This window comes from Thermoanaerobaculia bacterium (assembly GCA_018057705.1).
Classification (GTDB): domain Bacteria; phylum Acidobacteriota; class Thermoanaerobaculia; order Multivoradales; family JAGPDF01; genus JAGPDF01.
Genome location: JAGPDF010000006.1, coordinates 25,015 through 37,991 on the forward strand (window position 1 = coordinate 25,015; position 12,977 = coordinate 37,991).

Sequence of the window (12,977 nt, forward strand, 5' to 3'; positions counted from 1 at the left end):
ACTTACATTACAGTCCATGACAAGAGGGGGGCGAGCGCCTTTCCTCGCGCTGTCCGCCAGCTTCGGCCGGCCTGCAGGTCAGTAGATTTCGGCGACGCAGCAGCGCAGGGAGCCGCCCGCCTTCTCGATCTCGGCGAGCGCCACGGACTTCACTTCGAATCCCCAGGCGGCGAGGTCGGCGCGGTGCTCCCGGGTGAGCGCTTGCGCGGCGGCTTCGCTCATCCAGACGTCGCGGTCCGAGAGCGCGATGCAGTTGCCGGCGAAGGCCGCCTTCTCGGCGTCCGTGATCACGAGGACCCGCTCGCCGTAAAGGCCGGCGATCGCCCGCGGCACCTCGGGGTCGCGGAACGACGGCGGGTGGATGACCAGGGCGCGGCTCGCCAGCACCGACATGACGACGTTGGTGTGGTACTCGGCCGGATCGAGCTCGAAGACGAACATCAGATCGAGGCCGAAGGCCTCGTGCATCTTGTCGGCTCCCCTGCGGTCGCAGCGTTCCGTGAGGCCGCAGAAGCCGATGTTTCTTCCTCGATCGACGATCAGCGGGCCGGTCAGTTCGGCGACGCAGTCTTCCGGCAGTCGCTCGATGCGTTTCGCGAAAAGACCAGTAAATAGGGACGGAATGTCGGAGCGCTTTGCCTCTCTGCGGCGCACCTCGTGGCGCATGGCGCCGAGGATGAGTCTGTCCTTCGTCGTCGCGAAGACGTTGTTCGGGAAGACGGCGTCGGGAGTTTGCGCGTCGCCGGGCAGGGTGAAGACCGGGAGGGTACCGACCAGCGCTCCTGCGAGGTGGGCATGCTCCACCAGTGCGCGCTCCTCCGACGTGCCGGTCTTCATGTCCATGTAGCGGTTGTCGGTCGCCGACTCCTCCGCGAGCCGGAAGCCGAGCGGCGAGACCAGGAAGGCGGCGCGCGCCGCGGTGGGGTGCGCAACGGGAAAACGGCCTCCCGCGATCGCGTCGCGGAAGGCCTGGGGGGAGTCGACGATCATGGGTTCCCTGCGGCGTTCAGCCGGCGCCGCCCGCGGCGCCGCGAGCCATGCGCGGCGGCGCGATCTTCGCCTTGAGGTAGTCGCGGTTCAGCTGGGCGATGAAGTCGACCGAGATCTGCTTCGGGCAGACCGCCTCGCACTCGCCGTAGTTCGTGCAGCTGCCGAACATCTCCTCCTCGAGCTGCGCGACCATCGACTCCACCCGCAGGTAGCGCTCCGGCTGACCCTGCGGCAGGAGGGCGAGGTGCGAGATCTTGGCCGAGGTGAAGAGCTGCGCGGCGCCGTTCGGGCACTGCGCAACGCAGGCGCCGCAGCCGATGCACTGGGCGGCGTCCATCGCCAGATCGGAGTCGATCTTCGGGATCGGGATGGCGTTGCCGTCGGGCGCCGAGCCGGTATTCACCGACACGAACCCGCCTGCCTGGATGATGCGGTCGAAGGCGCTCCGGTCGACCATCAGGTCGCGCAGCACGGGGAAGGCCCGCGACCGCCAGGGCTCGAGGGTCAGCTCGTCGCCGTCCTTGAAGTGGCGCATGTGCAGCTGACAGACGGTGGTCCCCTTCTGTCCGCCGTGGGCGACACCGTTGATCACGAAGCCGCAGGTGCCGCAGATTCCTTCGCGGCAGTCGTGGTCGAAGGCGATGGGCTCCTCGCCGCGGCCGACCAGACGCTCGTTGAGGACGTCGAGCATCTCGAGAAACGACATGTGGGGACTGACATCGGGGGCCTCGTAGGCGACCATCCTGCCCGGAGCATCGGCGGCCGGCTGCCGCCAGACCTTGAGCTTGAGCTTCATCACTTGTAGCTCCTTTGGGCGAGGTGGACATGCTCGAAGGCCAGGGGCTCCTTGTGGAGCGCCCAGCCCTTTTCCGCCCCCAGGTTCTGCCAGGCGGCGACGTAGGAGAACTTCTCGTCGTCGCGCAGGGCCTCGCCCTCGGGGGTCTGGCTCTCCTCGCGGAAGTGTCCGCCGCACGACTCCGCCCGCTCGAGCGCGTCCTTGCACATGAGCTCGCCCAGCTCGAGAAAGTCGGCGACCCGGCCGGCCTTCTCGAGCGACTGATTCAGGCTCTCACCCGATCCGAGGACATTGACGTTCTCGCGGAACTCCTGGCGCAGGGCGGGAATCTTCTCCAGCGCGGCCTTGAGGCCCGAGGCATTCCTTGCCATGCCGCAGTGCTCCCACATGATCTTCCCGAGCTCGCGGTGGATCGAGTCGACCGAGCGCTTGCCGCCGACCGCCAGAAGTTGACTCACCCGCGAGGCGACTTCGGCCTCCGCGGCGGCGAACGGGGCGCTCGCGGTGTCGAGCTTCTCCCCCATGTGCTTCACCAGGTAGTCGCCGACGGTGTACGGAATCACGAAGTAGCCGTCGGCCAGCCCCTGCATGAGGGCCGAGGCTCCCAGCCGGTTCGCGCCATGGTCCGAGAAGTTCGCTTCGCCGGCCACGAACAGTCCGGGCACGGTCGACATCAGGTGATAGTCGACCCACAGCCCGCCCATCGTGTAGTGGACGGCCGGGTAGATCCGCATCGGCACGCTGTAGGGGTCTTCGCCGGTGATCTTCTCGTACATCTCGAACAGGTTGCCGTAGCGCTCGGCGATCGCCTTCTGACCCAGCCGGCCGATCGACTCGGCGAAGTCGAGATAGACCCCGAGGCCGCCCGGACCGACTCCCCTGCCTTCGTCGCAGACCGCCTTGGCGTTGCGCGAGGCGACGTCGCGCGGCACGAGGTTCCCGAAGCTCGGGTACTTCACCTCGAGGTAGTAGTCGCGCTCGGCCTCCGGAATGTCGCCGGCCTTGCGGGTGTCGCCCTTCTTCTTCGGCACCCAGATCCGGCCGTCGTTGCGCAGCGACTCGGACATCAGCGTGAGCTTCGACTGGTACTCCCCCGACACCGGAATGCAGGTCGGGTGGATCTGCGTGTAGCACGGGTTGCCGAAGAAGGCGCCGCGCTTGTGGGCGCGCCAGATCGCCGTCGCGTTGCAGCCGGTGGCGTTCGTGGACAGATAGAAGACGTTGCCGTAGCCGCCGGTCGCCAGCACCACCGCGTGCGCGGCATGCCGGCCGATCGACCCCGTGACCAGGTCGCGGGTGATGATGCCCCGGGCGCGGCCCTCGTCGACCACAACGTCGAGCATCTCGGTGCGTGGGAACATCCGGACGTTGCCGAGACCGATCTGCCGCGACAGCGCCTGATAGGCGCCCAGCAGCAGTTGCTGCCCGGTCTGGCCGCGGGCGTAGAAGGTGCGCGAGACCTGGGCGCCGCCGAACGAGCGGTTGGCGAGCATGCCGCCGTACTCCCGCGCGAACGGTACGCCCTGCGCCACGCACTGGTCGATGATCTCGACCGAGACCTCGGCGAGGCGATAGACGTTCGCCTCGCGCGCCCGGAAATCACCGCCCTTCACGGTGTCGTAGAACAGCCGGTAGACGCTGTCGCCGTCGTTCTGGTAGTTCTTGGCGGCGTTGATGCCCCCCTGGGCGGCGATCGAATGCGCGCGCCGGGGCGAGTCCTGGTAGCAGAAGCAGCTCACCTTGTAGCCGAGCTCGGCGAGCGACGCGGCCGCCGAGGCCCCGGCGAGCCCCGAACCGACGACGATGACGGAGAAACGGCGCTTGTTCGCCGGATTCACCAGCTTCATGTCGAACTTCGTGCGCTCCCACTTGGTCTCGATCGGGCCGTCGGGAATTCTGGCATCGAGCTGCATGACTACCTCACCACGCCGGTCAGCACGGCGATCGGGAATGAGACGTTGCCGAGGGTGATCACGATGGCGAACAGCGTCGCGAACCGGCGGCGCCACGGATTCCACGCCGGCTGGTTCCAACCGAGTGTCTGGAAGAAGCTCCAGAGCCCGTGGAACAGGTGGAAGCCGAGCGCGATGTTCGCCACGATGTAGAAGGCCGCGACCCAGCCGACCTGGAATCCGACGATGACGTTCTGGTAGACCTTGCCGGGGACGAAGTCGGGGTGCGCCGATCCCAGAGTCAGGTGCGCCAGGTGGTAGATCACGAAGAGCAGCAGGAGGACGCCGCCCCAGCGCATCGTGCGCACGGCATAGCTCGACTGCAGCAGCTCGTGGCTCTGGTAGCGCACCGGCCGGGCGCGGCGCGACTGCAGCGTGAGCGACCAGGCGGACCAGATGTGCAGCAGAACCGCCGCGAGCAGCACCGCGCGGGCGATCCACAGCGCCTGGCCGGAGCCGAGAATCGGCTTCCCGAGCTCGCGCAGCGCTTCGGCGTAGTGATCGAACTTCGCCTCGCCCTGGTAGAGCTTCAGATTGCCGAACATGTGGATGAAGACGAAGCCGAACAGGATGAGGCCGGTCACGGCCATCACCGCCTTCTTCCCCAGGGTCGTACGAGAAAAGCCGACGGTCGCGGTCATCTCCAGCTCACCCCACTCTCATTCCTGCTGATCTACGCCGGCAGGGCCGCCGGCGGACTGCCTCGCCGTTCGTTCGCCCGATGATACCGATCCGGTCTGCACCCGCACCATCCCATGGGGCGGGAGGAGAGCCGCCGGAAGGGCCCCGGATTCAGCGCCGCTTGCGCCGGCGGGGGCGCTTGCGCGGCGGCGCTGCACGGGCGCCGCCGAGGGGCGCGCCGAGGGAATCGCCGGAAGCCAGCACCGGGCGCCGGCGGGAGGCCGCCTGCCACTGAGCCAGCTCCTCGAAACCCTCGGCGGTCGCCTCGGCGAGCAGCTCGAAGAGCCAGAGGGCGTCGGGGAACCAGGATCTCGACACCGCGAGATGGCGCTCGCCGGCGGTGCGGTGGGGCTCGCAGAGGCGCAGGAAGCCCTTGAGCGCGTCGGTGGTCTGCTGGGTGCGAACGCGCGAGAGGGCGAAGCGCTTGATGAACGGGGCACAGACTTCGTCGACCAGCAGGGCGAGTTGCTCGCGGCGCAGGGCCTTCCTCGCCAGAGCCTCGATGTCGAAGCGGCGCAGCAGCACGCCGGGCAGGAGGAGCGCAGCCAGAAGACCGCCGTCCGAGACTTGCCGGCCGGCAGCGATCTTGCGGTCGAGCGTGGGGAGGATCTTGCCGAAGTCGCCGAGGCCGCGCTCGCTCGCCTGGACCATCGCGTAGGCCTCGGGCAGCAGAACTTCGAGCACCCCGAGGTCGAGCATCCACTGCATGGCCTTGCCCGAGCTGCCGCAGCGCAGGAGCGCCACGAGCTCTTCGCTGACGCGCGCCGGCGACGCCTTGGTGAGCTCCTGCCGGAGATCGTGGATCGCCGCCTGGCTCTCCGCCTCGATCGTGAAATCGAGCCGCCCGGCGAGCTCGCAGGCGCGCAGCATCCGCACGGGATCTTCGCGGAAGCGCACTTGCGGATCGCCGATCGTGCGCAGAACGCTCTGGCGGAGATCCTCCATGCCGCCGACGTAGTCGAGAATCGAGAAGTCGGCGATGTTGTAGAAGAGAGCGTTGACTGTGAAGTCGCGGCGGAAGGCGTCTTCGACCGCGGTTCCGAAGCTGTTGTCGCTGGTGATCAGCAGCTCGGGTTCCGAGTTCGCGCCCGGCGCCGCCAGCCGGGGCTCGCAGCGAAAGGTCGAGACCTCCACGACCACGTCGCCGAACAGGATGTGCACCAGCCGGAATCGTCGACCGATGATCCGGGCGTTGCGGAAGACCCGGCGGATCTCCTGCGGCTTGGCGTCGGTCGCGATGTCGAAGTCCTTCGGCTGGCGCCCGAGCAGCAGGTCACGGACGCTGCCACCGACCATGTAGGCGAGATAGCCGGACTCCTGCAGGCGATAGAGGACCTTCAGCGCCTCTTTCTGGATCCGGCTGCGGGAGACCGCATGCTCGGAACGGGCGACGATGCGCGGTGGGATCGAGTCGCTCGCTGCGGTGGGTGGGACGGAGACGCTCAAGCGCCTCCGAGTCTATATCGCTTCGGATGCGGGAGCGAGCGGAGCCGGGCGGTCGAGCTCCAGATCCCGATAGAGGGCTTCGGCCAGGCGCTCGAAGCGCTGACGATGGGCGTCGTCGGACGGCATCCCGTTCACCGCCAGCGCCGCGACCAGCCCGGCGTCGGGATCGGCGAACGCCGTCGAACTGCGCGCACCGCTGTGACCGAAGGTCCGCGGCCCCGCGAGCGGCCCGTAGCCGTACGGCATCTGCGGCTCCTGGTAGTGCGCCGAATTGACGATGACCCCCAGGCCCCAGTCGAGACGGGCGCGGAAGGTGGCGTCGACCATGCCGACCCGGTGGCGCGCCGCGAGCGCCTCGACCGTCTCCCGGCGCAGCAGGCGCCGGCCGTCGAGCTCTCCGCCAGCGATCAACATCCGGTAGAGCCGGGCGAGCTCGCTCACCGGCCCGCAGCCGTTGCCACCGGGCGACGGCACGACCAGGCGGGCCTCGGCAGTCGCACCGCTCTCGCTCAGCGCGGGCCCGGCCGCCGCAACCCCGGCTTCGGCCGCGGCCGCAGTCGGCCCCGATGCCGACGCCGATGCTGCGCTGGTATCGAACATCGGCGCGATCCTCGAGCCGTAGTCGCGGAAGCGCTCCGCGGGCATGCCGATCCAGCAGTCGAATGCCCCGAGAGGCTCGAAGATCTCCTCGCGAACATAGCGTTCGAACCGCCGCCCGTCGAGCCGGTGAACGAGCTCGCCGAGGATGAACCAGCTCGAGGCCAGGTGGTAGCCGGCCTTCCTCCCCGGCTCCCAGCGCGGTTCGAGGCGCTGCGCGCAGACGCGGGCCACGGTGCCCTCCCAGCCGGCCTCCGGCCAGCCGGTCGCGAGCATGCGCACTCCCCCGGTGTGCGTCAGCAGATGGCGCACGGTCACCCGCTCTTTGCCGCCCTGCGCGAATTCGGGGATGTGTCGAGCGACCGGATCGTCGAGCTCGAGCCGGCCGCGTTCCCAGAGCTGGCAGATCGCGACCGCCGCGACCGGCTTGGTGGACGACATCCAGAGCATCAGGTGGTCCCGGCGCATCGGCTCGCCCGGGCGAGCCTCGCCGAAGGCGACATCGGCGACGACCGCACCGCGTAGAGCGAGGAAGAGCTGCCCGCCGAGCTCGAGGCCGGCGTCGATCTGCTCTTCGATCTCGGCGGCGGTCCGGCCGAGGCGGCCGCGGTCGAAGAGACCGTCGGTGGCGAACGCCGTCACTCGGCGTTCCCGACCTGAACGCGCTCGCCGTCCTCCAGGCGCACGGCGGTCAGTTGTCCGCCCCAGGCGCAGCCGGAGTCCAGGGCGAGGATCCTCGCACCCTGTCGAAAACCCGCCGCCGCCCAGTGTCCGAAGACGATCTCCGTCCCGGCGCTCTTCCGGCCGGGGACTTCGTACCAGGGCAGGCAACCCTTCGGAGCCTCCTCCGGTGGACCGGCGAACTCGCGACAGAGCTCGCCGTCGGCGCGCACGGTGCGCACCAGAGCGAGAACGCGCAGCGCGCGCACCTCGGCGCTCTCCTCCTCGGCCTCGCCTCCCTTGCGCCGGAGAGTCGCGAGGAGTTGCGCCGCGCCCTCGCCGCGCAGGCGGCTCTCGAGGCGCGCGGCGGTCGAAAGCGTCTCCTCCGCCGTCCAGGCCGGCAGCAGCCCCGCGTGCACCATGAGGCGGGCCGGGGTGCCGACGGCGAGCGGCCGGCGGCGCAGCCAGTCGAGCAGCGGAACCTGGCGGCTGGACTTCAGGATCGGGCGCAGGGTGTCGCGCGGCCGTTCGTGGGCGACGCCGAAAGCGACCGCCAGCAGATGCAGGTCGTGGTTGCCGAGGACCGATTCGATTCGCCAGTCGTGATCGGCGGCCCACTCGAGCACCTCGAGCGAACGCGGCCCCCGGTTCACCAGGTCGCCGGTGAACCAGAGACGGTCGGTGCTCTTCGCGAAGTCGATCTTCTTCAGGAGCTTGCGCAGGGTGCGGTAGCACCCATGCACATCGCCGATCGCCCAGGTCGCCATCCGGTCGGAGGATAGCAATCGGGAGCGCCCGGCGGTCGCTCGGGAGCGATCGGCGGCCGTGACGATCCGGCGACTAGCGCTGGTTGGCCTTGAGGATCCGTTTGCGCAGGCGGAAGGCCTTGGGGGTGACTTCGACCAGCTCGTCCTCCTTGATGAACTCGAGCGCCTGCTCGAGGTTCATGAGGCGCGGCGGAACGAGATGCACGGTGTCGTCGGAGCCGGAAGCACGCATGTTGGTGAGCTTCTTCTCCTTGACGATGTTGACGTCGAGGTCGTTGCCACGGGCATGCTCGCCGACGATCATTCCCTCGTAGACCTCGTCCGTCGGCGAGACGAAGAGGACGCCGCGCGGCTGCAGGCCCTCGATGGCGTAGGCGGTGACCTTGCCGGGACGGTCGGAGACCAGAGCGCCGGTCGCCCGGTGCTCGATGTCACCCTGCCAGAAATCCCAGCCGTCGAACAGCGAGTTCATGATGCCCTGGCCCTTGGTGTCGGTCAGGAACTCGGTGCGGAAGCCGATCAGGCCGCGCGACGGGATGCGGTACTCGATGCCGACCCGGCCGGTGCCGTGGTTGACCATCTTGGTCATCCGGCCGCGGCGCGCGCCGAGCTTCTGCGTCAGGACGCCGATGAAGTCCTCGGGACAGTCGACGATCAGCTGCTCCATCGGCTCGGCGAGCTTGCCGTCGACCATGCGGGTGATGACCTCGGGCTTGCCGACCGAGAGCTCGTAGCCTTCGCGGCGCATCATCTCGATCAGGATCGCGAGCTGCAGCTCGCCGCGGCCCGAGACCTTCATGGCGTCGGCGGTGTCGGTTTCCTCGACGCGGATCGCGACGTTGGTGAGCAGCTCCTTCGCCAGGCGATCCTTGAGCTTGCGACTGGTGACGTGAGTGCCCTCGCGGCCGGACATCGGCGAGTTGTTGATCGAGAAGACCATGGCGATCGTCGGCTCCTCGACACGGATCTGCGGCAGCGCCTGCGGATTCTCGACCGACGAGAGGGTCTCGCCGATCGCGACCTCCGAGAGCCCCGCGATCGCGACGATGTCGCCCGGGCCGGCCTCGGCGATCTCGGTGCGCGCCAGACCGTCGTAGCCGTAGAGCACGGTGACCTTGGCGGTCTCGACCCCGCCGTCGATCCGGATACGCGAGACCTCCTGCGCCTTCTTCACCGAGCCACTGAAGATGCGGCCGATCGCCAGCCGCCCGACGTAGTCGTCGTAGGCGAGGCTGGTGATCAGGAACTGCAAGGGCATCTCCGGGTCGTAGTCGGGCGGCGGAACCGTCGTGACGATCTGCTCGAAGAGCGGCGCGAGGAGCGTGTCCTCGCCGTCGGGTGAGGTGCGGCAGAGACCCTTGCGTGCGTTGCAGTAGAGGACCGGGAACTCGAGCTGCTCTTCCGAAGCGTCGAGATCGATGAACAGGTCGTAGACCTCGTTGACCACTTCGTTGATCCGCGCGTCCGGGCGGTCGATCTTGTTGATCACCACGATCGGCGTGAGGTTGGCTTCGAAGGCCTTGCGCAGCACGAAGCGCGTCTGCGGCAGAGGTCCCTCCGAGGCGTCGACGAGGAGCATCACGCCGTCGACCATCTTCAGGGTGCGCTCGACCTCGCCGCCGAAATCGGCGTGGCCAGGGGTGTCGACGATGTTGATCCGCGTCCCCTTGTAGATGATCGAGGTGTTCTTGGCCATGATCGTGATCCCTTTTTCGCGCTCGAGATCGATCGAATCCATGACCCGTTCCATGACAGCTTCGTTGGCGCGAAAGATCCCGCTTTGCCAGAGCATGGCGTCGACGAGCGTCGTCTTGCCGTGGTCGACGTGGGCGATAATGGCGATGTTGCGGACGTCCGTCCGTTGACTGCGGCTCACTGGTCTCGTCTCCGTGTTTTTGAGTCGGCGCGGAACGCGCCGTGCGTTCACCCGAATGGGCGGAGACAGCTTATCAGATGCCCCCGGGGGGCCGCGAGTGGGCCGCTACAGGTCCGCCAACGGCCCGAGATCGACGCTCCGGCGCCGGGCCACCTCGAGCGCCTGATCGAGGGTCTCCTTCTCGCCGGCCTCGTGCGCCGCTACCGCGAGCAGCAGCCAGCCCTCCGTACCATCCAGGGTCGAGCGCGAAACCACCAGGCGCTTCAAACGCCGATGAGCAGCAGCGGCGTTGCCGGAGGCGAGCTCGAGGCGCGCCACGACCAGCGACGCTTCGCCTTCGATCGCCGCGCGCTGGCTGCGGTCGAGTCCCTGGGCCGCGGCCGCGACCTCGCGCTTCGCTGAGGCGAGGTCGCCGCGATCGATCGCGAGGCGGGCCAGCCCGAGGTGGGCGAGGGCGTCGAGGCCGCGTCCTTCGCGCGCCAGTTCCTCCGGCTCCTCGGCCGGAGCGAAGTCGACCGGCAGGCGGACTTTCGCCGCAAAGACTTCCGCATAGCGCGCGCTCGCGGTTTCGCGCTCGCCGGCGGCGGCCGCGGCCGTCGCATCCCTGAGCGCGGCGCGCTTCGGCGACCGCCCCAGGTCGAAAAACAGCGCGAAGACCTCGTCTCGCGGGTCGAGAACGATGCCGAGCGGCCGTTGGTCGAGCTCGAGCGTCAGCTCGGTTTGCGCACCTGTCAGCCGCAGGCGCCCGTCGAGGCGCGGGCGAGGCGGTGGATCGCCCCGCCTGCGCGGCTGCGGGGGCGGCGGTGCGTCGGCCGGCCAGGGGACGTCGATCGGCACCTGAAAGGGCACCGCGAAAGTCGTGTCGTCGACCTCCATCTCGGCGCGCCCCTCGCGGGCGACGACGGACCGGCCGTCGGCCCCGGCGACGACGCGATAGCGAAACCGGTAGGGCGCCTGCTGCCGGGCACGGATCGTCAGCGGCCACTTCTCGCCCTGCTTCGCGCCGAGCGTGGAATCGAAGTGGATCTCCGGCAGGCCCGTGCCGTAGATGAAGCGTCGCGCAAAACCTTCGAGCCCGGTGCCCGAGAGGCGCTCGATCATCTGGATCAGGTCGCCCGTGGAGAGAACCTTGCCCGAGGCGGCCTCGACGACCGCGCGGAGAATGGCGAGGAAGTCCTTCTCCGTCCAGTAGCGCGAGAGCATGCTCCAAACGACGGCCCCCTTCTTGTAGACGATGGCGTCGTAGGCGGCGGGCTCCTTGCCGGAGAGCAGCCGTGTGCCGAGCGTCACCGGCCCGAGCGATTCGACGGTGTGACCGTCTTCGGTGGTCGCCAGGAGCTCGCCCTGCCAGCCGGAGGTCGGGCCGACGAGTGGACGCTCGGCCGCGGGCAGGCGGTTGCGCGCCCAGAGCATCGCCGCGTACGTGGCCATCGATTCGCTGATCCACTGGTCGCGATAGCTCGCCCAGCCGACCCGGTTCCCCCACCACTGGTGAGCGATTTCATGCGCCACCGTCGTGCGCCGGTCTTCGATCCCCAGCAGCAGACGCCAACCGGGATGAAGATCGCTCATCGCCAGCGAGGACAGCGTGACGAAGCCCGGGAGCCCCTGCGACATGAGGCGAGGCACCGTCACGACCCGCAGCGCGGATCCGGTGTAGGGCGAGAAGATCTCGCCGTAGTAGACCAGCGAGTCGGTGACCGCCGCGACGATCTCCTCGCGCACCTTCTTCGGGAGATCCTCGCTCTCGGCATCGAAATAGACCTCGACCGCTACCGGCGGCAGCTCCGGGCGCTCCACGGTGGCGCGCACGACCTCGAAGCGTCCGGCCTCGAATGAGTACCCGAACGCCGGAGTGCCGAGCTGGCGGCGCTCCCAGTGCGTGCCATCGGGACGCTCGCCGCCGTCGATGCGATCCCCCGCCGCGACCACCTCGAGGCGCTTCGGCCAGTTGAGGGTCACTTCGTACGTTGCCCGATCGAGGGCGCCGACGTGCGGGTACCAGGAGAGCGTGTCGCGCAGGGCGTAGAGCGATCTGCCCGCACGGTCGAGGAAACGCCCGTCGTACTCGACCTCGATCGCGGTTTCGTCGCCTGCCGCCGGCGCCGCCGCCAAGACGATCGCGAGCTCGGCGCCCGATCGGTGAAAGTCCAGCAGAGCCCCCCTGGCGTCCCGCACCACCCGCACGACGAGGTCGGGGTGCAGCGTCGCGACGACGACCCGGTGGCTGACGCTCTGCGATCGCACCACCACTCGCGCCCGGCCGGAGAGGGTGAGGTCGCCGCTGCCCGAGAGCGTCGCCTCGAGAACGTAGCGCACCGGTTCGAAGAGGGTCCGTCGGGCCAGCGGCTTGCCGGTGGCGTCGCGCATGGGCGCGGACATCCATTGCTCCCACTCTCCGAAGTCAGCGAGCTCCAACCCCAGGCCGCGGCCCTTCTTCTGCTGCGTTCGGAGCTCGCGGGCAATGCGCCTCTGCTCGCGTTCGTCGGCCTCGATGGGCGCGAACCGCCCCAGACTGACGGCGTCCTCGGCGGCGGGGTCGATCTGGAAGATGAAAGGGGGCTCGTCTTCCTGGTGCAACCAGGCGACGAAGGCGCCGTTGTAGAGCGCCTCTCCGAGCGCGTCGGCGAGAAGGGTCGCATCGACTCCGAGCACTCGACGCTCACCGCTCTTTTGCCAGCGGGACCAGAGTGCGCTCGCGCGCTCGATCTCGGCGGCGCCCGGAGCGCTCGCGACGGCGCGACGAAACAGCGCGGCACTCGCGGTATCGCTGGCGACGACGAAGACCGCGGCGTCAAAAGGGCGGTCGAGTCGCGTCTCGCCGGTGAAGAGCTCGAGCTGGCCGGCCTCGGTGGCATCCGGCGGCACCAGACTGATTCGGCCTTCGCCGATAAAGACCACCTCCACGACCCGGCCCGCGAGCGGCGTGGCCGGAAAGAGCCAGCCATTTTCGAGACGGACCTCGGCGAGGTCGACGGCCAGATTCAGTCGCGTCACAGGAACGGCCCTGGCGACGTCCAGCGAGCTCTCGATCAGCGCCGCGATGACCGCCTTGGGCTCGAGAGCCGCCCCGCCCGGCGCCGCCGGGGCTTCGGCCGCCCGAGCGCCCTCGGCGCCGGCGCAGAGCGCGGCCAGCAGGAAGGCACGGGACAACAGCGGCCCCCTTCGCCGCGACGGTCCGTCGCGCAGTTGCCACCTCGGATTCGCTGCCG

Annotated in this window: 9 protein-coding genes; all 9 read right to left on the reverse strand. The window is 69.0% G+C overall.

Going from position 1 to position 12,977, the window contains the following annotated elements; translation table 11 throughout:
* Nucleotides 1-78: 78 nt before the first annotated feature.
* On the reverse strand, nucleotides 79-990 hold the full coding sequence (locus KBI44_03190) for an amidinotransferase (GenBank protein ID MBP9143463.1): 912 nt from the start codon (nucleotides 988-990) through the stop codon (nucleotides 79-81).
* A 16-nt stretch (nucleotides 991-1,006) separates the two neighbouring features.
* Nucleotides 1,007-1,786, reverse strand: coding sequence for a succinate dehydrogenase/fumarate reductase iron-sulfur subunit (locus tag KBI44_03195; protein ID MBP9143464.1), 780 nt, complete (start codon nucleotides 1,784-1,786; stop codon nucleotides 1,007-1,009).
* The gene (locus KBI44_03200) at nucleotides 1,786-3,699 is read right to left on the reverse strand and encodes a fumarate reductase/succinate dehydrogenase flavoprotein subunit (protein MBP9143465.1); all 1,914 of its coding nucleotides are present in this window, start codon (nucleotides 3,697-3,699) and stop codon (nucleotides 1,786-1,788) included. The genes KBI44_03195 and KBI44_03200 overlap by 1 nt, the downstream gene beginning before the upstream one ends.
* Before the next feature lie 2 nt (nucleotides 3,700-3,701).
* On the reverse strand, nucleotides 3,702-4,379 hold the full coding sequence (locus tag KBI44_03205; GenBank protein ID MBP9143466.1) for a succinate dehydrogenase cytochrome b subunit: 678 nt from the start codon (nucleotides 4,377-4,379) through the stop codon (nucleotides 3,702-3,704).
* Nucleotides 4,380-4,530: 151 nt separating this feature from the next.
* Entirely contained in the window at nucleotides 4,531-5,865 is a 1,335-nt protein-coding gene (gene pcnB, locus KBI44_03210; protein MBP9143467.1) for a polynucleotide adenylyltransferase PcnB, read from the reverse strand.
* Nucleotides 5,866-5,877: 12 nt separating this feature from the next.
* Nucleotides 5,878-7,104: a beta-lactamase family protein gene (locus tag KBI44_03215; protein ID MBP9143468.1), complete on the reverse strand. Its 1,227-nt coding sequence runs from the start codon at nucleotides 7,102-7,104 to the stop codon at nucleotides 5,878-5,880.
* Entirely contained in the window at nucleotides 7,101-7,907 is an 807-nt protein-coding gene (locus tag KBI44_03220; protein MBP9143469.1) for a symmetrical bis(5'-nucleosyl)-tetraphosphatase, read from the reverse strand. The genes KBI44_03215 and KBI44_03220 overlap by 4 nt, the downstream gene beginning before the upstream one ends.
* Nucleotides 7,908-7,962: 55 nt before the next feature.
* Nucleotides 7,963-9,765 carry a translational GTPase TypA gene (gene typA / locus KBI44_03225; GenBank protein ID MBP9143470.1) on the reverse strand — a complete coding sequence of 601 codons (1,803 nt, stop codon included), beginning with the start codon at nucleotides 9,763-9,765 and terminating at the stop codon, nucleotides 7,963-7,965.
* Between the two features lie 105 nt (nucleotides 9,766-9,870).
* Nucleotides 9,871-12,918, reverse strand: coding sequence for a hypothetical protein (locus tag KBI44_03230; protein ID MBP9143471.1), 3,048 nt, complete (start codon nucleotides 12,916-12,918; stop codon nucleotides 9,871-9,873).
* Nucleotides 12,919-12,977 lie beyond the last annotated feature (59 nt).